The sequence below is a fragment of the Paenibacillus terrae genome (assembly GCF_000943545.1).
Classification (GTDB): domain Bacteria; phylum Bacillota; class Bacilli; order Paenibacillales; family Paenibacillaceae; genus Paenibacillus; species Paenibacillus terrae_A.
Genome location: NZ_JTHP01000051.1, coordinates 17,213 through 37,300 on the forward strand (window position 1 = coordinate 17,213; position 20,088 = coordinate 37,300).

Sequence of the window (20,088 nt, forward strand, 5' to 3'; positions counted from 1 at the left end):
AGCAATATTATAGACTGCCTATATATTGTGCCTTCGAGGGAATTGAACTATTCAAAATAATGGTATTTATAAAAAAGGCGAAACCAAATAGATCAAATTCGATCTAGGTTGGTTTCGCCTGCTTTACCAGTAACAATCCAAGAATTATTTAATTTTGCCTTTGGGTCAAACGCTGAATATGAATCGTTATATACAGCTTCTCCTCATCTGACAATACCGTGTTCAAGTATTTTTCGATCTTCAGCATACAGCCGTAAGCCTTTTTATACTTGGCTTTCACTTGCCTCCACAAAAAATCGTCTTCCAGTTCTGTTTTTTCTTTTTTATTTAATCGCTGAAAGAAGAATCTTAAATGTGTAATAAATCGCTCATAACTGATTGAGTGTTCATCTATGGTGTTATTATAAGAGTATTTAATAATATTTAAAATATCCTGTATTTTTTGAGTTTGCTGAGCAACATCTGCTACCTTATTGTAGGAGCTGTTTACTTGAGCATTTATTAAATGAAGGGCTATATTACCTGCTTCATCTTCTGACAAGCGTTTGCCTGTTTCGTCTTCAATGAACTCCAGTGCTTTTAATCCAACCCCAAATTCTTTGGGATAAAATTTTTTAATTTCCCAGATTAACGGATTTTCATTTTTAAGCCCAACGTCAAACATTTTAAATGCATTGTTCATGTGGTCTGTAAGCGAAACATATATATAATCGCTCAATTGTGCTTCTAATATGCTTTTTCCATATTCAATGATGTCATAGCATAACGAAACATATTCTGAAGGAACATCCTCTAACAATAATTTAAATTTCTCTGAAGCATCTTTCTGTTTAAGCACAAAGACCTTTTCAATTAAATGCTCTTCTACTTGTTCTCCTGCACTCTTTTTGAATGCAATACCACGACCCATAACAACAAACTCATCCCTTTTTGAATCTTTGGCTATTATAGCGTTATTATTAAATATTTTCGTTATGATCATCTAACTGCCCCCTTATCCCACAAAAATTTAAAAAAGGATTTAGTTGCTGGGCGAAATTCCAGATAGGTCACAAGACGGTAATAGCCGATCAAACCTTCGTCATAAATCAAATTAAAATGTATTTGATTTACAACTTCGTGTTATGAAAACGCATTCATATCAAGAGACAAAAGCCTTACGTTTTCCCTGAATGATCTTGAGTGCTCTCAAACCGATCTGATATTCCGTTTTGCAAATGGATATAGTCGGTTAACCACGTCCTATGACATCATTTTTCGGATGTCGATTCGTTGGTTGACGTCATCATCTTTGTTGTTCAGCACTTGTAAGGCTTTATATCACTCACCTTTCTGCGTTATGGCTGGGCCAGATATTCATATCGTGCAGGATATCACAAATCTTGTATTTCTAAAAGAAAAGGCAAAACCCAACACATGGAAATATTAATTCCATGCCTCGGGTTTTGCCTTTTCAGTAACAATCCCAACATCATAATAACATCGAATTTAAGTTTTGCCAACAAAAATGTTTGCGCTTTCTTTTTTGGAGCAGTTACAACAAGTAGACCCTATTTTATTGGTATAAAATGTCAACCTCCAATGTAGGACATACTAATCTTTTTTCTATTTTTTGCTGTCTGTTCAGTGCGTTCATCGGAATACCGGTCTGTGCGTTGTTCCCATACTGAAGTAATCACAGCAAGCAGCTCTTCGTCATTTGTCCCGCTACGAAGCATCTGACGTAAATTAAATCCGCCTGAAGCAAACAAGCACGTATAAAACTTGCCATCGCACGATAAGCGGGCACGTGTGCAAGACGAACAAAACGATTCAGAAACCGAAGTAATAAAACCAATCCGTGCATCGCTGTCTTTATAACGGTAACGCTTTGCCACTTCTCCAAAGTAATCCCGATCCATCGGCTCCAGCTCGTACGCATTCTTAAGTCGTTCAACGATTTCTTTTTTGGTTAGTACCTTTTTGAAGCTCCATCCGTTGTCATTACCTACATCCATAAACTCGATAAAGCGAAGGGTTATTCCCTGCTCCTTAAAATAAGCGGCCATCGGCAAAATCTCCGAGTCATTAACGCCTTTTTGAACTACCATATTGACCTTGATTTCAAAGCCGATTTCTCTTGCATATTCGATCTGCTTCAAAATAACATCAGGCTTAATCCCCCGCCCATTCAACCGCCCAAACAGCTCGGGGTCCAGAGCGTCCAGACTGACGTTAAGCCGTCGTAGCCCCGCGTCATAGAGGGGCTTAGCCTGCTGTCCTAGCAGTACACCGTTGGTGGTCAAGCCGACATCTTCCACTCCGTCAATGGACAAAATTTGGGAGACCAGGTCGGGTAAATTCCTGCGCATTAATGGTTCGCCGCCCGTGAGTCGGATCTTTTTTACACCCAGGGATACAAAGAGCTTCGTCAGCCGGTGAATCTCTTCAAACGACAGACATTCATTTTGGGGAAGAAAGGCGTAATCGTCACCGAAAATCTCTTTAGGCATGCAATAGGAACAGCGGAAATTGCAGCGGTCTGTAACCGATATACGCAGGTCACGAATCGGCCGCTGCAACTTGTCTTTCAGTGGATGAAAATTCATACGCCCCCTCCTTTCTAGTTGTTTAGCATCGTTATCATTAGCCGCCGCTGACTGGGGGAATGAAAGCTGCAATGTCTCCATCCTGTAATACATCCGTAGACAACGCATACTCCTCGTTTATCGCAATTCGCACAGACTTGATCGGCATATCTGGATATTGATCTGTTATCCAATTGGATAAATCGCCTACCGTTTGGCCCGCCAAATCTGCCAATTCTTCTGCTTTTCCCGTCACCTCACGGAGTCCCGCAAAGTAGTACAGCTTAATCATGACTGATCTCCCCTGGCTTTTTCTTTTGATCTCCGACCCACTGCGTTCCATCTTCCCAAATCTCTCGTTTCCAAATAGGAACTATTTCTTTGATTCGCTCGATCGCGTATTCATTCGCCTCATACGCATCCGAACGGTGAGGTGAAGAAACGGCAATGACAACGGCGATATCACCGATTTGAAGCTCGCCAATGCGGTGCGCGATCGCCACTCGCGTTCCTTCCCATTTCTGTTCGATTTCGCGACCAATCTCTGCGAGTTTTTTTTGAGCCATAGGGACATAGGCCTCATAAGCAAGGTATAAGGTCCGTACCCCTTGAGTCCATTCTCGTACGTGCCCTGTAAAAACAGTCACCGCTCCTGCTTCCGGCCTTAGGACATAATCCGCATAAGCCTGCGGGATAATGGGCTCCGTCACGATTTCAAATACACTCATCTTATCCACCTTCCAGCCACCGGACAAGCCACTCTCCGGTGACAGACTCTTATAAATATTTCTGCTTTTTGTATCTACATCTCATTTAACCGAACAGCTGATGATATAGTTTTTGACCGTTGGCAACACTTCGTACACCGTGTATGAGAAGCCTTCCGTTTTTGAATAAAATCATTCGATGCTTAAAAGCATAAAATTCAACGAAATAAGGAGTTCTTTTTACGCTATCTGCTATAAGCCTGCCCATTTTCTCTGCATCATCGAGCGTGATCGGACGATGGGGGTCTGGAAGAACCTGTACCACATCCCGTCCGCACAGAGCAGCATACGCCGAGCGACGTGATGCCGTCAGTGCAGGAAACGTAGGATTTTCTCCACAGGTTGGACAATCTTGGTTACGGATGCGGGAAATCCCTATGTCCATCTGCGTGTTCTCCCATAGATCAAATAGATGAACCTTGCGGCGCATCTTATCATGTCTGCCGCTCAGCCACTTCATGGCTTCTGCACATTGGAGGGCGGCTGTCACCTGGACTGCAGGCGAGATGATTCCAGCCGTATCGCAGGTCTGATTGATCGCAGGCAGCGATGGCAGAAGGCAGCGTAAACAAGCTGACTCGCCCGGCACAAATGGAAAAACAACGCCTGTACTTCCAACACAGGCTCCATAAATCCATGGAATTCCTGTCTTCAGTGCAGCATCGTTGATAAGTAGACGAGTTTCGAAATTGTCCGTAGCATCCATCAGCAATATACTTTTGCTGGCAAGTTCTTGAACAAGCTCGGCATCCAAATTATCGAGATAAGTGTGCAACCGTACGTCTTCTCGTATGGCTTTCAGCCTTTTTTCGGCTGCCATAACCTTGGGCTGCATTTCCGCGGCGTCCTGCTCCGTGAACAATTGCTGACGTTGCAGATTCGACATCTCTACATAATCCCTGTCAACAAGATGAAGCTCCCCAACGCCCGCTCTTACCAGTGTTTCGGCAATGGCGGAACCCAGTGCCCCGCAACCGATAATGGTGACGACAGCAGCGGATAGATTACGCTGCCCTTCGCCACCAATGGGTCTAAATAAGATTTGTCTGGAATAACGCTCATTCATTAGATTGTGTCCCTTGATAATACAGCCATATGACGAGGATCAGGCTAGCCAGCGCCACTTGGGAGAGTAGCATGAATCCAATGGAATAATGGCCAGTAACGGCATGAATCGTCGACAACAAGATCGGAGGGAAAAAGCCACCGAGACCGCCCATCATGGATACAATTCCGTTAACTATACCTGCTTGTTTATTAAAATAAAATGGAACTAGCTTGAAAATGACGCCGTTCCCCACTCCAGCACATACAGCGATCGCCAAGCAGCCTACTGCATAAAGGGTGATCCCTGGTGAAAAAGCCAAAAGAATCGCAGCGACCGTATAAACAGAGAACGTGCCTACCAGCAAGAACAGAGGCTGAAACCGATCCGCCAGCCAGCCACCGATGGGACGGAAGAAAGTAGCAATCGCAATGAAGCCTGCTGTACGCATCCCTGCATCCACTTTGGTCAGTTCAAAATTTGATACCAGGAAATTCGGCAAGTACACCGTGAACGCTACAAATGAGCCAAATGTAATAAAATAAAAGAGCGAGAAAAACCAAAGCTTCTCATTTTTGTAAACTCCTTTAATCTGTTCCATAATGGGCGTCTTTACTTTAGCTTCATGACGGTCCCCTAAGAGAAAATTCAAAACGATAAAAACAAGCAGCAGAATGAGATACAGCTTCACTGTAGGGGCCCAGCCAATTTGGGTAGCCACAATAGGGGCCGAGAAGGTAGTGATGGCTGTTCCCAAGTTCCCTATACCATACATCCCATTTACAAACCCATGCTTTTCCTTTGGGTAATACTTCGGCAGCGAAGTCACCCCAACCGAGAACACAGCTCCTCCAATCCCAAGGAACAAGCCACCGATAATTAAATCCATCATCGTAGAAGCTTCACTGATATAGTAGACTGGAAACAAAAGCAAAATAAAGCTAACGAGAAAAACGATTCTTGCTCCGAAGATGTTGGCATAATAACCAAGCGGAATGCGCAGAATCGAACCAAGTACGACCGGAATCGCCGTGACCATGGCCAATTTTCCGGGTGGAATAGCAATATCCTCCGTAATGAACGGCATAAGAGAAGAAATGATAACCCATACCATGAATCCAAGAATCAAGTTCAATGTTTGTAACGGCAACTGCATTTTTCTAATCATTTAACTCACCTTTTCAACGTTTTTTCTGTCGAATTATTGTTTTGAATTTTCTGTCCCCATTGTAGCCGCTAGCCGATCAGTTCGAATATAGGGGACTCCCCTTTACCTGGCAGGGGACTCCCTGAAAATATAAAAAAGCCGCTTCTATATGAAGCGGCTTGGTCAGTTCAAGAGATAAGCGTATTTAATTTGTCACATAACTTGGTCAGATCATTCCGATTGATCTGTTGCTCTGCCATAGGAAAAAGTACGGTTTCTTCTTTTATAAAATGTACAGTCAGCACTTCAAAGGCCTCTCCCGCGTTCTTGGCTGCCTCCTGAATCTCATCAAGCGTGAGCAAACTCAAATCGCCCTCCGTCTGATAAAGGAAATGACCGATATAGCCTTCTATTTCACGGTGCTCCTCCTGTATACCGACGAGCGGCCCCTGTTCAAAACCAATGTAGGTTCCTAGCAGAGAAAAGAAGTGTTCTTCTTCCTTTTCGGTATGCTTCTTGAGGGGTACCCTAAAATCGATAATCTGCATTCTCAGTTTTTCCAGTTGCTTGTGGCCTTCTTCCATATCTAGTATTCTGTGCTGCTCAAACCACAATACAATGGCATGCCATTCATCCATCAGATATGTTAGATATCGATGCTCATTTTCAAGAATACGCATGGCAGGTTTGGAAAAGCGTAGTTTCTCATTTTCCAGCACGCGGATTTCCTCCATTCATCGGCTAAAAATCCAGCATTTTTTTCTTTAATGCATATTGGACCAGTTCAGGCCGACTTCTTAAATTCAATTTCTCCATGATTTTCGCTTTGTTCGCTTCCACCGTCTTGACAGAGATGAACAGCTTTTCTGCAACTTCCTTGTTACCGTAACCTTTTGCGACCAGAGGCAGAATCTCCAGTTCCCGCTTGGACAGGATCTCATACGGATCTTCTGATTGTGACGTCGTATCTTTCTTTATGAACTCACGAACGAGAGAGGTGGCCATTTTAGGATGGATATAAGTCCCACCCCCATGAATGGTTCGTATAGCAAGCAATAGTTCCTCATCTGGAGCATTTTTCAAAACGTATCCTGAAGCACCATTCTTCAAAATATGAAATAGATATTCTTCATCGTCATGCATGGTCAGAATCAGAATTTTAGTATCAGGGTGGTCCTCTTTAATCTTGCCTGTGGCGATCAATCCACTTTCGCCTGGGGGCATGCTGAGGTCCATGATTAGAATATCCGGACGATATTTAGCTACCATCGTATATGCTTCAATGCCATCCGCAGCCGTTCCGACAACCTCCATATCCGATTGGAAGTTCAAAATCATGGAAAATCCGCTTCGTACAATAGCATGGTCATCCGCTAACACAATTTTGATCAAGTCTCTATTCCTCCTCTTGTCCAATCGGAATTTGTAAAAAGACTTTGGTTCCCTGACCAACATTTGAAAGGACGCCAAAACTTCCGCCTACCAGCTCTGCTCGCTCCTGCATACCATATAAACCTAATCCCGTTCCAATAGGCTTGCTCCCCTTTTCAAAGCCAATTCCATCGTCCTCTACAGTCAAACGAAGCGTATGATCGTGCTCAGTCAAAGAAACTTTAACCATGTCTACCTGGGCATACTTCAAGGCATTGAGAACAGCCTCTTGGCAGACACGGTAAATGACCGTTTCCTTTTCACTTCCATATCGCTTTTGGGGAAGATCCGACACAAATTCAACTACCAGACCAAAGCTTTGTTCAACCCTCTTAAAGTGAGAACGAAATGCCGCTTCAAGTCCAAAATCATCAAGTGTGGCGGGGCGTAGTTCCACAGACAGGTTGCGGATATCATCCAGCAATCGCGTCATGGATGCTTCGGTCTGCTTCATATTTTTTAGGAGCTGTTCATCATTCGTCATGTATTTTAACACCCGTAGTTCAACAACCGCGCTCATCAATTCCTGGGCGACGCTGTCGTGCAGTTCCCTGGAAAGCCGTTTACGCTCATTTTCCTGCGCTTCAATGACATGCTTCATCATTTTGTTTTCATACAATTTTTCCTGCGTCTGAAATTGCGGGGTCAAATCTCTCAACATCAACACCCGTGTTCCATGTTCAGAATCAATCGTGTGAAAAGAAGCGGCATAGGGAACCATTCCGTTGCTCTTCGTTTCCAGATACACCTGAAAAGAAGCGAAATCCTTGGATTCTGGCATATTGAAATAACAGTCAAGGCAGGTGCGGGGCTCCGTTTCGCTTGTATAGCCCCTGCATGTTCCACATAAAGCTCTGTCCTTCCCTTCATAGAGTTGAATGAGGACGTCATCGCCCACAATCTCCTCAGCTGCCGGATTCATGGCTAGGGTATTCCCTTGCCTATCAAAAAAGAAAATGGCTTCCGTACTGTTCTCAAACAACTTCACCATTAGCGCACTCAAAGAGCCAGTCCCTACAGACAATGTCAATTCACATCACTTCCTTCCCGTTCAACTCTCCAATTCCCCTATGCGCCAAGGCTTCCAAATCACGCATCATGGCTTCGGTCATCAGCTGTTCTTCCCGAAATCCACCAAGCAGTACACCCGCGACGCGAGCATCATTCCATAGGGGAACAGCCCCGAGACTCTTGAGCTTCTCGGATTGAACGATCGGATAGTTAAACAGGTTGTCTGCCCCCACATATTGATAAACAGATGGAATGAAAACGGATTTCCCGGTTTTAAACACGATTCCTGCTATGCCCTTACCGGATTGCAGCACAATCCGCTTAAAGCGATCATTTAAATTACCGGCTGCATTTTTCCATTTAATTACGTATTGATATTCGGCCGGTTCAACCAGAGCAAGCGCCATGAAATCATAACCGAAATGTTCGCGTATTCGCTCAAGCTCCCTTTGATAATCCATCCTATTATTCATCGCTCTCTCCTAATAGAATTAGGAAAGAAGGCAGAGCCCGCTTTCCTAATTCGATTTATGTCTTCTGTAAAGGATATAACTTCTGCGCACATAATTCAACGGAACACTCCACACATGTACAAGCCGGGTAAACGGCCAGAATGCAAAAATCGCAAAGCCCATAAGTATATGAAGCCTGAAAGACATCGGTACGTCTCTCATCAGTGTCGGGTCAACACGGAATATGAATAAACCGCGGAACCAGATCGAGATCGTCTCCCGATAATCGAATTCCGGCTGTACCGCATTCGTCACAAGAGTCGCGAACATCCCCATACATACAATGGCCAAAAGCAATACGTTTACAATCAAATCAGACGCTGTACTTAAACGGCGTACACTGCGTATTGTAAAACGACGAGAGGTAAGAATCAACATACCGAGGAATGTCATCGCTCCAAATATTCCACCAACATAAACTGCTCCAATATGATACAGATGATCGTTTACACCCAGTGCATGCATCCAGGTTTTTGGTATGCCCAGACCGGATACATGACCCATAATAACCGGGATAATACCCAGGTGGAATAAGAGGCTTCCGATCATCAATTGTTTTTTTTCAATAAACTCACTTGATTTTGCTGTCCAATTGAACTGGTCGTTTCTATAGCGGAAAATATGCCCTACAATAAAGACGACCACGCACATATAAGGGAAAATGACCCATAAAAACTGCTCTAGCATCATCATTGCGCGGCTGCCTCCTGTTCTACGCAAGCTTTAAGCGTTTCGCGCAGTCCCTTCACCAAATGAAAATACGGGCTTTCCATTTTTTCCAGCGCTTTAAGCAAATGATATGTGCCGTCTTCCAGGATCGCGATTGGCATGCGGAAGTTTTCTGTCGTCTTCGGATCTTGCGCCCATTCGGCGGCATACAGAAATTCACACATGAGCGGAAGATAATCTGGCAGCTCTCCATCTGGCATTTCAAGTCCGTACATCTCATATAGTACCTTTAACTTGACCAACATTTGTCCCCGTTCTTTTGCATCTTCGAATTTAAAGTAAGTCATATATAGTGCACAATTTTTTTGAAAATCAAAGGTTTCTGTATACATTTCCTGAATCTCTTCCATACTGAACCCTTGCATAAGGGACCAGTAGGTGTTCGCATACGTATATGCCGGATGGTTCGGATCAAACGATGCTTCCAGAAAAGCCGGATGAAAATCCAGCTTTTCTGGGTACATGAGTTGCTGGGCGAAAAACCCGAATGATGGCTTGCATTCATACAGCTTCGCTACATTAATCACGCCAAATACCCCCGTAGAAATTTTCTTCATACATTTCTTTGCCCGTTTTCAAAGGCTCTTCCATCCCCATTGAACTTGCCAGACTACAGCCGTCACATCCAGAGCCTGAACCCATGTTTCCCATGGTATCGCCGTAACCAGCAGATCCTTGAGCACGGTATGGATTCGAATATCCTTCTTTATGCGATGTCGGAATGACGAAACGATCCTCATACTTGGCAATCGCCAGAAGTCGATACATCTGCTCGGTCTGCCGCGGTGTCATGCCGATGCGCTCAAGACGGCTTTCATCGAAAGATTGTCCTGTGGACTGGGCACGCATATAGGAGCGCATCATAGCCATTCGCTGCAAGGATTCCTTCACGGTTTGCGTGTCACCCGCCGTCAGCATATTGGCAAGGTACTGAATGGGGGTACGCATCTCTTCGATAGCCGGAAAGATCATATCGGGATTCTCAATCGAGTCTTTCCCTTCAAAGTAATTCATGATCGGACTAAGTGGTGGCACATACCAGACCATAGGTAATGTGCGATATTCCGGATGAAGCGGGAATGCCAGCTTGTGCTCAATGGCAAGCTTGTAGACCGGCGAGTTCTGCGCTGCTTCAATCCAGTCCTCCGAGATACCGTCTTTTCTCGCTTGAGCAATCACTGCCGGATCACTTGGATCCATAAACAGGTCGCACTGTGCTTTATAAAGTTCTTTCTCATCCTGCGTAGAAGCGGCCTCAAGCACTCGATCCGCGTCATACAGCATAACGCCGAGGTAGCGAATTCGTCCTGTACATGTCTCGGAGCAGACTGTCGGCAGGCCAGCTTCCACACGTGGGAAACAGAAGGTGCATTTTTCCGCTTTGTTCGTCTGCCAGTTAAAGTACACTTTTTTGTATGGACAACCCGTCATGCAATACCGCCATCCGCGGCAGGCTTCCTGATCCACGAGCACGATTCCGTCCTCGTCTCGTTTGTACATGGCGCCCGAAGGACATGACGCGACACAGCTTGGATTTAGGCAATGTTCGCAAAGCCGTGGGAGATAAACCATGAACGACTTCTCAAAGTTAAATTTAATCTCTTCTTCGATTTTCTGAATATTTGGATCAAGCGGACCGGTTACATGCGCGCCCGCCAGGTCATCTTCCCAGTTTGGACCCCACTCCAAATCCATTTTTTCACCCGTTACCGCAGAATGCGCGCGTGCCACAGGTGAATGCTTTTGCTCGCCGGCGTTGGTCAGTTGCTCGTAATTATAAGTCCAAGGCTCATAATAATCTTTCATTTCCGGCATATCTGGATTGTAAAAAATCTTACCCAGTGCTATCTTGGACAGCTTATTGCCTGACTTGAGCTCCAATTTCCCTTTGCGGAGTTGCCAGCCCCCTTTATATAATTCCTGGTCTTCCCAGCGCTTCGGATAACCGATACCAGGTTTGGTTTCCACATTGTTAAACCACATATATTCCGCACCTTTGCGGTTCGTCCAGGTTGTTTTGCATGTCACGCTGCACGTATGACAACCGATACATTTATCCAGGTTCATGACCATGGCAATTTGAGCTTTAATCTTCAAGCCAGTTAACCTCCTTCATTTTACGTACCGCAACGTACACATCACGTTGATTGCCGATGGGACCATAATAGTTGAATCCATAACTAAGCTGAGCATATCCACCGACCATCTGGGTTGGTTTTAAATGAATTCTTGTCGGAGCGTTATGACTACCACCGCGTGTATCCGTGATTTCAGAGCCTGGCACTTGAATGTGCTTATCCTGAGCATGGTACATGAACATCGTTCCTCTTGGCATCCGGTGGCTGACAACCGCCCGGGCGGTTACGACGCCGTTACGGTTGTATACCTCTACCCAGTCATTGTCGGCAAGATCGTGTGCCTCTGCGTCTTCGTTGTTGATCCACACCGTAGGACCTCCGCGAAACAGTGTAAGCATGTGCTGGTTATCCTGGTAGGTGGAGTGAATATTCCATTTACCATGCGGTGTCAGATAACGGAGCACAAGTGAATCTTGCCCGCCTTTTATTTCCCGATCGCGAGGGCCGAACACCATTGGCGGCAGAGTCGGTTTGTAGATTGGCAATGATTCCCCAAATTGTTGGAAAATCTCATGATCAATATAGAAATGCTGTCTTCCCGTCAAAGTACGAAACGGAACGAGACGTTCAATATTCGTTGTAAATGGTGAATAGCGGCGTCCCTTCTTGTTCGATCCAGTGAATACTGGTGTCGGTATAACTTCACGCGGCTGTGCCGTGATACTTTGGAAAGTGATCTTTTCCGCTGCCCGATCGGCCGAGATATCTTTGAGTTCCACACCGTGAAGCTCTTCTGCCTGCTCATAAGCCTTTTGCGAGACCCGTCCATTGGTCGCGGATGAAAGGTGAAGAATCGTATTGGCCACTTGGCGAGCTGTCTGGATTTTTGGCAGCCCATCTTTAATGGACTCATCGTAATAAACTCCGTTCAACTTTTTCAATTCCTCATATTCGTCCGCTACGGAGAAGCTGACGCCATGCGCACCTGTTTTCCCAGTAGCCAAATTCGGACCGAGTGAGATAAATTTATCGTGAATCTTAGTATAATCGCGTTCGATGATGCTGAAATTCGGCATGGTTTTACCCGGAGTCGCTTCAATCTCGCCCTTCGTCCAATCCTTTACAAGACCCATCGGCTGTGAAATTTCGCCTATACTATCGTGTGCGAGCGGCGCGGTCACAAGGTCTTTATATATTCCTGGTAGGTACTCTTTTGCCATATCCGAAAAGACTTCGGAAAGCTGGCGGTAAATATCCCAGTCCGCGCGAGATTCCCACAGTGGATTAACAGCCGGATTAAACGGGTGCACGAAAGGATGCATGTCTGTTGACGACAAGTCTGTTTTTTCGTACCAGGTTGCCGCCGGAAGCACGATGTCCGCGTACAATGGAGTTGTTGTCATCCGAAAATCAAGTGCAACCATCAGATCAAGCTTTCCTTCTACATCTTCTCTCCAGACGATTTCCTCAGGTTTCTGTTCTTCGTTCGGCCGGGCAAGCAGGGCATCAGATGCTCCGAGTAAATGTTTCATGAAATACTCTTGTCCCTTCGCCGAACTGGAAATCAGATTTGACCGCCAAACAAAGAGTGAACGCGGGAAGTTCTCGGCTGCCCCAGGATCTTCTACAGCGAAGCGTGTCTTACGTGATTTAATCTCTTCCACAGAATGATTAATGATATCCTCGTTGGACTTCTTGCCTAATTGCGCAGCCTCTTCGGCGAACAGCAGACTGTTTTTATTAAACTGCGGATAAGAAGGCAGCCAACCCAGACGCGCTGCGAGCACGTTGTAGTCTGCTGGATGTCTGTAACTGACATCCCCGCCAATCGGTGACTTCAAGGTGTCTGTTCCACTTTCTTCATAACGCCACTGCTCTGTTGCAAAGTAGAAAAACGATGTAGCATTTTGCTGTCGAGCCGCCCCTTGCCAGTCTTTTGCAAATGCAATCGATGACCAGCCTTCGATGGGACGGAGCTTTTCTTGACCAACATAATGCGCCCAGCCTCCACCGTTTACACCTTGGGAAGCAGTCAACACGACAAGATTCAAGATGGACCGATAGATCGTGTCACTATTGAACCAGTGGTTGATACCCGCACCCATAATAATCATGGAGCGCCCTTTAGTATCGATAGCATTTTGAGCAAATTCCCGAGCAATCTGTACCACAACTGACGCCTTCACGCCTGTGATCTTCTCCTGCCAGGCAGGGGTATAATGCGAAGCTTCGTCGTAATAATTCTTGGCGTTATGAGGGCTGTCATTGCGTGCGACACCGTACTGGCTCATCATCAAATCGTACACGGTTGCTACGTAACGTTCCGAGCCATCTGCCAAGCGTACTTTTTTGGCTGGAATTACACGTTTGAACGTTCCATTACCGGCGTTATCAAAGTAAGGGAATACGACTTCTTCCCATTGCTCGCCATGCCCTTCCACAGTGAGCGCAGGCTCAACCTTTGTTCCGTCTTCCCGTTCCAGAATCAGGTTCCATTTCTTATCCTGCTCCCAGCGCTGTCCCATCGTACCGTTCGGAACCAGCATTTCCCCCGCCGCTTCGTCATATATGACCGGCTTCCAGTCTGCATGCGGCGATACATCCCCAAGGTCACTCGCCCGTAGAAAACGTCCACCTTTCCAGACTCCTTCGTGTGGATCAAGCAGAATCATAAACGGCATATCCGTATATTGTTTGGCATAGTTAATGAACATCGGTTCTTGGCGCTCTTTGTAGAACTCATCCAAAATAACATGCGTCATAGCCTGGGCTACGGCAGCATCTGTACCCGGATGTGGTGCAAGCCAGTTGTCAGCGAACTTCACATTCTCCGCCAAGTCGGGAGCCACCGATACGACTTTTGTCCCCTTATAACGTACTTCCGTCATAAAATGAGCGTCTGGCGTCCGGGTAAGTGGTACGTTCGATCCCCACATGATCAGGTAACCCGCATTGTACCAATCAGAAGATTCCGGTACATCCGTCTGCTCACCCCAAATTTGAGGAGATGAAGGCGGAAGGTCGGCATACCAGTCATAGAAACTCAACATCTGTCCACCGAGAAGCGAAATGAATCGGGCTCCTGAAGCGTAGCTTATCATTGACATCGCCGGGATTGGCGTAAAGCCCGCGATCCGGTCGGGACCATACTTACGAATGGTATAGATGAGTTGCGCCGAGATCAGACGCAGGACATCGTCCCAAGCGACACGGACATGACCACCTTTTCCGCGAGCCGATTTGTAGAGCTTGGCTTTCTCAGGGTCTTCTACGATGCTTGCCCATGCGTCTACTGGATTCGTATGCTCCTTAATGGCGGCTAACCAAAGCCGCAATAACTTACCGCGCATATAGGGGTATTTCACGCGTAATGGACTGTATTCATACCAGGAAAATGTAGCCCCACGCGGGCATCCACGCGGTTCAAATTCTGGCATATCTACACCGCAGGAAGGATAATCGATCTGTTGATTTTCCCAGGTAATGATGCCGTTTTTCACAAAAACCTTCCAACTACAGGAACCGGTGCAGTTCACTCCGTGAGTCGTCCGAACCACTTTGTCGTGAGACCAACGCTGACGGTACACGTTTTCCCATTCTCTATTTTTTTCCTCAAGGATTGACCAATTTCCCGAATAGCTTTCGATCGGTTTAAAAAAGTTGAGGTTGTATTTTTTTTTCATCGATGACCAACACTCCTTTTTAGAATGAATCATCCCAACGCAAGTTCCATGGGAAGGTTCATTCGCTTACTCTCATTATGTAATTCATTCATCTCTGTTCCCATTAGGGAATGTCCTATAGCGCTACAGGAAATCCCTCGTTCTATGGAAAGATACAAAAAAGCCTCCCTCTGCTAAAGGGAAGCTTATATGAAGTGATTAATTGTTCTTTTGGCCCGTTAACAGGAGCATGATAAAAGAAATGAGTATGATAGAGCATGTCCAGGCCCAGGCCATAGGAAGATGACCAGAATCCACTGCAATATAAATGGCCGTCGGAATCGTTTGTGTTTTACCCGGAATATTTCCGGCAATCATCAGCGTAGCACCAAATTCGCCCAGACCGCGGGCAAAACCGAGTATAAAGGCAGCTTTAAAAGAAGGGAAAATTAAAGGGAAGGTGATATATCGGAAAACCTGCCATTCACTTGCACCCATCGAACGTCCCGCGTTTTCCAAGTCCCGGTCAACAGAAGACAATCCCATTCTCAGCGTCCGATAGACAAGAGGAAAAGCCACTACCACCGCTGCTATAACCCCAGCCCACCACGAGAATACAATTGGTTCTCCAAACCATTGCTCCACGAAACGTCCGAACCCGCTTTTTCGTCCAAGTAATATTAGCAATAAAAAACCAACAACCGTCGGTGGGAGTACCAAGGGCAGCATAAGCACGGTTTCAACGACCGTTTTCCCTTTAAATAATCCTAACCGCGACATTGACCATGCCACAAGCAAGCCTAATATGATTACCAGAACGCTGGATAACAGTGCAACCTGCAACGATAATCGGATAGGAGGCCAATATTCATTCCAATCTATATCTTGCATGCTCACTTCGGTATGGTAAATCCATACTTAGCCATAATATTCAGAGATTCTTGCGATTGTAAGTATGCATAAAAGTCTTCGGCTTCTTGATTGTGCTTTGAAGCTTTGACAATCCCGATTGGATACTCAACAGGTGAATAGGTTTTGGGATCCACCTCAAAGGCGATTTTTGCCTTTTGTGAAGTCAATGCATCTGTTTTATATACAAATCCGACATCAGCATTCCCAGTTTCCACATATTGCAGTACTTGTCTAACGTCTTTTGCTTGAACCAGCTTGCTCTGTAACGTGTCCCAAAGCTTCGCTTTCGTCAGCGCTTCCTGTGCGTAGTTGCCCGCAGGAACACTTTCAGGAATTCCGATCGCCACTTTCTTCACTTCTTTTTTTGTTAAATCGGTTACACTCGCGATGTTCATCGCCCCGTCTGAAGGGATAACCGCGACCAATTCGTTCGTCAGCCACGTTTTTTGTTTTTTGTATCTATTAACTGCTGATCAACAAGGGACTTCATGTTTTTGGTTGAAGCGGACAGAAACAAATCTGACGGCGCTCCTTGCTCAATTTGTTTTTCCAGCGCACCAGAGCCGCCGAAGTTAAAATTCAATTTGATGCCTGTATGAGTTGATTCGTATGAATGCTGAATTTCTTTGAGCGCATCCGTTAAACTTGCTGCTGCGGATATGGTAAGCTCAATAGTTTCAGCCTTTTTCGAAGATGTCTGGCTGGAAGATTGGTTCTGGCCCGCACTGCCAACATTTGAATCTAGTTGTTGTTTCGTACCGCATCCTGAAAATAATAAAATGATGGAAATAACTAAAACTAAAACAGTGCTGCTTTTAATTAATTTTTGCATTTGGTTCGACTCCTCAATGTTAGTTCATCATTAATTAATGGGTTTCGCTATTAGCTGTGCCTGTCTCGTACGTTCCACTAGTGTACAATTTTCAAGAAGAATATGATTAAAAACATCTGCTTCAAGGTCTTCTAACCGCTTCAATACGAGTCGGTGCGTACCACAAGCTTCCTGCATCGGCTCAAAGCCGTTTGTGATCAAGCGCATTTCCTTCAGGAATTCCACCACCGTTTGATGCTCGTCTTGCAACTTGGATAAAATTGGATTTAACGCATCTGCTCGTTCCACTGTTGATTCTTGTAAAAATGCTTCAATCATCGGAAACACAAGGTCCTCCTCATTTTGAATATGTTCCGATAATTCCTGTTTAAGCAAGGTGAACAGTTCATTAACTCGCTTTAGATGCGGATAACGTTCGCCGTGAACCCGCGTTAGTTTGGTTACATACGGCGTTAACGCCGATAGTTCTTCCCGAAGCTTCGTATGATACTCATTTTGAATATAGGCGATTAGTTCTTTTGGTTCGAGTGAAGGAGGTTGCATCTGCTTATGCTGCGCCTGCTTTTCTTCCACTTCATGTATCTGCGTCAGCAGTTCACCAGCATGGAGGCCTCGATTGGCTGCTGCTTCACGGAGCGATATTTTCCCTCCACAGCAGAAATCAATCCTCAGTTTGCGGAACAGATCTCCCGTTTTGGGTACTTCTTTCACAATGTCCGCCACCCATGTTTCTTCCGTTAACTGGCTCATCTTCTATTCCTCCATACTTACTTTGATTTTAATGCTCCACTTTCATTCTACGTCTCCCTTAAAGCTGAACCAATCAGGGGGTTCCCTCTTTCACTAGTGGAAAGAGCCTGATTATAAAAAATCAGAAAGCAATTGTTCAGCCGCTTCTTTCCCTTGAGCGATGCAATCTGGAATTCCAACGCCCCCATAGCCGGCACCGCATAGAAAAACCCCCGGTAAATACTGTGCGAAGTCCTGTCTCATCTTCGCCATATGCTCTTTGTGTCCAATCGGATATTGCGGCATCGATCGATCACACCTGCTGACTTCGGCGAATTCCGGTTCCGCTTTCAGGCCCATTAAATCTTTCAAATCTTTGCGCGCGGCATCCACAAGTTGATCGTCTGTCATCTGAATCCACTCCTGTGCGCCTGCATGTCCAATATAGGTCCGTAAAAGTGTATATCCTTCAGGAGCAGTATGGCTCCACTTTGTCGAAGACCATGTACATGCCGTAATCTTTTTGCCTTCTTTGCGGGGGACTAGAAATCCCGTTCCCTCAAAAGCAAGATTAAGATCTGTGTTTTTATAAGCAAGGGCAATATTGGCTACGGAAACATAATGAATATTGTGTAACCAGCTAGCGCTTGCAACGCCGGAGAATAATGTAGCCGCTTCAAAAGCTGGAATAGCGCAGATCACCGCATCCGCATCTATTTTTTGTCCATGTTCTAAAATGACCTGATAACCGCTTTCCTTCCTTACTTCAACTACACCTTGCCCCATAACAAAACGTACGGTATCCAGTCTTTCCTTTAGCCGCTCCACGATTGTAGATAATCCTGACCGATAAGAAAGAAACATACTTTTCTTAGCGATATCCAGCAGTTTGTCTTGTACTGCCGACTTTCTTCCCGCCCCTTTAGACATACCCTTAATCAGACTTCCATGCTTTTGTTCCATTAGTTTAAATTGAGGGAAGGTTGACATTAGGCTCAGAGAATGTGTATCCCCAGCGTAAATTCCAGACAACAGAGGTTCTGTAATCTGGTCCAGAACTTCTTTGCCGAGACGCCGTTTGATAAAATCACCTAAAGATTCGTCCGCATCACCTTTCTTCGCCGGAATGATTAAATCCAGGGCTGCCCGTGCTTTTCCCAGCGGAGAAATAAGCCCTGTCCGAATGAAAGGGGTGAGCTTCGTTGGAATGCCCAGAATGAAGCCCATTGGCATCGTATGAAGTTTGCCCTTATGCAAAATGCAAGCAGATTTGGCTTTCGGGTTTGTCGATACCAGCTCTGCTTCCAGCCCCAACTCCATGGTCAGATCCAATATTGCCGTCTTTCTGGCCAAGAAAGCATCCGGTCCTTTTTCGATCATAAAATCGTTTTGGCGAACGGTTTGCAGCTTTCCCCCCAGACGTTCACTTTTCTCCACCAGTGTAATTTCCACTTCAAGCTGCCTATCCTCAGCCAGCTTTTTCACATAAAAGGCAGCACTTAAACCGCTTATTCCTCCACCGAGAATAACGACTTTTTTAGAACTTTTTTTCATGTAAACACTTTTCCTCTCCAACCCCGGGTATATAAGCGCAATAAGGGTCACTCTCCAAATAGTCTCCTGTTATTGCAAAAGCCCTTGCTCTAGAGCCCCCACAGACGGCCTTGAATTCACAGACTCCACATTTACCTTTAAGTAGGGACTTATCTCTAAGATTCATCATGATCGGAGAGTTGCGATAAATATCTGCCAGGCTATCCTTTCGTACATTCCCGCACATAAGAGGCAGGAAACCGCTTGGGTATACTTCGCCGATATGACTAATAAAAACAAATCCATCTCCGTCATTTACACCTTTAGGAGCACGTCCTAAAACATCTGCCCTCTTTTGTCCGTCTGCTACACTGCTCTCACCTGCTCTGTGCTTTTCCTGCAGTACAACCCTCCGGTAGTGAGGAGCTTCTGTAGCCTTCACGCCGTACGGCATCTGTTGCTGTATTTGATACAACCATTTCATTACAGCTTCATGCTCATCAGGAGTAATCATATCTTTCTCCATGCCACGTCCGGTTGGAACAAGGAAAAATAAACTCCATAACACAGCCTGCATTTCCTTTACCCTTTCTGCAATTTGCTCCAGATCATGAAGATTGTACCGGGACACCGTAGTGTTCACTTGAATAGGGATATTCAGTTCCTTTAAATAACCAATTCCTCGCATGGTCGTATTGTAAGAACCCGCTGTACCCCGAAAATGATCGTGAATGTCTGCACATGAACCGTCCAGACTAAACGCCCACCGCGATAACCCAACTTGCTTTGCTTTTTCAACCGCTGCTCTTGTCACTTTAGGGGTGGCACTGGGGGTCATTGAAACCGACAGATTTTTCTCTTCAATTGCATATTGAGCCAGTTCAAACAGATCAGGACGCATTAAAGGATCTCCGCCTGTGAATACAACCAACGGATGATTCATTTCAGCGATTTGATCTATCAGCTTCTTCCCCTCTTCTAATGTCAGCTGGCGAGGATCAGGCTTGTACTGAGCTTCCGCTCTACAGTGAAGGCACTTTAAAGCACAAGCTCGTGTAACCTCCCAGATGACTATAAACGGGTCTGTATGATAATCACGCGGCGTTTTCAAAGATATCATTGATGTCTCTCCT

18 protein-coding genes and 1 pseudogene are annotated in these 20,088 nt (G+C 45.4%); all 19 read right to left on the reverse strand.

Annotated elements, in window-relative coordinates; all coding sequences use genetic code 11:
* Positions 1 to 148: 148 nt before the first annotated feature.
* Positions 149 to 982, reverse strand: coding sequence for a BglG family transcription antiterminator LicT (gene licT, locus QD47_RS21175; RefSeq protein WP_044647993.1), 834 nt, complete (start codon positions 980 to 982; stop codon positions 149 to 151).
* A gap of 589 nt (positions 983 to 1,571) precedes the next feature.
* On the reverse strand, positions 1,572 to 2,588 hold the full coding sequence (gene moaA, locus QD47_RS21180; protein ID WP_044647994.1) for a GTP 3',8-cyclase MoaA: 1,017 nt from the start codon (positions 2,586 to 2,588) through the stop codon (positions 1,572 to 1,574).
* A 37-nt stretch (positions 2,589 to 2,625) separates the two neighbouring features.
* Positions 2,626 to 2,859, reverse strand: coding sequence for a MoaD/ThiS family protein (locus QD47_RS21185; RefSeq protein ID WP_023989694.1), 234 nt, complete (start codon positions 2,857 to 2,859; stop codon positions 2,626 to 2,628).
* Positions 2,852 to 3,295: a molybdenum cofactor biosynthesis protein MoaE gene (locus QD47_RS21190; RefSeq protein ID WP_044648021.1), complete on the reverse strand. Its 444-nt coding sequence runs from the start codon at positions 3,293 to 3,295 to the stop codon at positions 2,852 to 2,854. The genes QD47_RS21185 and QD47_RS21190 overlap by 8 nt, the downstream gene beginning before the upstream one ends.
* Before the next feature lie 85 nt (positions 3,296 to 3,380).
* Positions 3,381 to 4,400: a ThiF family adenylyltransferase gene (locus QD47_RS21195; protein WP_044647995.1), complete on the reverse strand. Its 1,020-nt coding sequence runs from the start codon at positions 4,398 to 4,400 to the stop codon at positions 3,381 to 3,383.
* Positions 4,393 to 5,547: a nitrate/nitrite transporter gene (locus QD47_RS21200; RefSeq protein ID WP_044647996.1), complete on the reverse strand. Its 1,155-nt coding sequence runs from the start codon at positions 5,545 to 5,547 to the stop codon at positions 4,393 to 4,395. Before QD47_RS21200 ends, QD47_RS21195 begins: the two co-directional genes overlap by 8 nt.
* Positions 5,548 to 5,714: 167 nt before the next feature.
* Positions 5,715 to 6,245: a hemerythrin domain-containing protein gene (locus QD47_RS21205; protein WP_200893486.1), complete on the reverse strand. Its 531-nt coding sequence runs from the start codon at positions 6,243 to 6,245 to the stop codon at positions 5,715 to 5,717.
* Between the two features lie 22 nt (positions 6,246 to 6,267).
* Positions 6,268 to 6,915: a response regulator transcription factor gene (locus tag QD47_RS21210; protein WP_023989699.1), complete on the reverse strand. Its 648-nt coding sequence runs from the start codon at positions 6,913 to 6,915 to the stop codon at positions 6,268 to 6,270.
* Between the two features lie 7 nt (positions 6,916 to 6,922).
* A complete protein-coding gene (locus QD47_RS21215) occupies positions 6,923 to 7,987 on the reverse strand; it encodes a PAS domain-containing sensor histidine kinase (RefSeq protein WP_044647998.1) in 1,065 nt (354 codons plus the stop codon).
* A 1-nt stretch (position 7,988) separates the two neighbouring features.
* Positions 7,989 to 8,441, reverse strand: coding sequence for a GAF domain-containing protein (locus QD47_RS21220; RefSeq protein WP_044647999.1), 453 nt, complete (start codon positions 8,439 to 8,441; stop codon positions 7,989 to 7,991).
* Between the two features lie 45 nt (positions 8,442 to 8,486).
* The gene (narI, locus tag QD47_RS21225; RefSeq protein ID WP_082067264.1) at positions 8,487 to 9,170 is read right to left on the reverse strand and encodes a respiratory nitrate reductase subunit gamma; all 684 of its coding nucleotides are present in this window, start codon (positions 9,168 to 9,170) and stop codon (positions 8,487 to 8,489) included.
* The gene (gene narJ / locus QD47_RS21230; protein ID WP_044648001.1) at positions 9,170 to 9,736 is read right to left on the reverse strand and encodes a nitrate reductase molybdenum cofactor assembly chaperone; all 567 of its coding nucleotides are present in this window, start codon (positions 9,734 to 9,736) and stop codon (positions 9,170 to 9,172) included. Before narJ ends, narI begins: the two co-directional genes overlap by 1 nt.
* A complete protein-coding gene (narH, locus tag QD47_RS21235) occupies positions 9,729 to 11,306 on the reverse strand; it encodes a nitrate reductase subunit beta (protein WP_023989704.1) in 1,578 nt (525 codons plus the stop codon). Before narH ends, narJ begins: the two co-directional genes overlap by 8 nt.
* Complete coding sequence (locus QD47_RS21240) at positions 11,296 to 14,970, reverse strand: nitrate reductase subunit alpha (protein ID WP_044648002.1); 3,675 nt, start codon at positions 14,968 to 14,970, stop codon at positions 11,296 to 11,298. Before QD47_RS21240 ends, narH begins: the two co-directional genes overlap by 11 nt.
* Positions 14,971 to 15,168: 198 nt before the next feature.
* Entirely contained in the window at positions 15,169 to 15,846 is a 678-nt protein-coding gene (gene modB / locus QD47_RS21245) for a molybdate ABC transporter permease subunit (RefSeq protein ID WP_044648003.1), read from the reverse strand.
* Positions 15,843 to 16,693 (reverse strand): annotated as a pseudogene (gene modA, locus QD47_RS21250) (molybdate ABC transporter substrate-binding protein). Before modA ends, modB begins: the two are co-directional and overlap by 4 nt.
* Before the next feature lie 30 nt (positions 16,694 to 16,723).
* Positions 16,724 to 17,443, reverse strand: coding sequence for an iron-sulfur cluster repair di-iron protein (ric, locus tag QD47_RS21255; RefSeq protein ID WP_044648004.1), 720 nt, complete (start codon positions 17,441 to 17,443; stop codon positions 16,724 to 16,726).
* Positions 17,444 to 17,554: 111 nt separating this feature from the next.
* On the reverse strand, positions 17,555 to 18,976 hold the full coding sequence (gene hemG, locus QD47_RS21260) for a protoporphyrinogen oxidase (protein WP_044648005.1): 1,422 nt from the start codon (positions 18,974 to 18,976) through the stop codon (positions 17,555 to 17,557).
* Positions 18,960 to 20,075, reverse strand: coding sequence for a TIGR04053 family radical SAM/SPASM domain-containing protein (locus QD47_RS21265; RefSeq protein ID WP_044648006.1), 1,116 nt, complete (start codon positions 20,073 to 20,075; stop codon positions 18,960 to 18,962). Before QD47_RS21265 ends, hemG begins: the two co-directional genes overlap by 17 nt.
* Positions 20,076 to 20,088 lie beyond the last annotated feature (13 nt).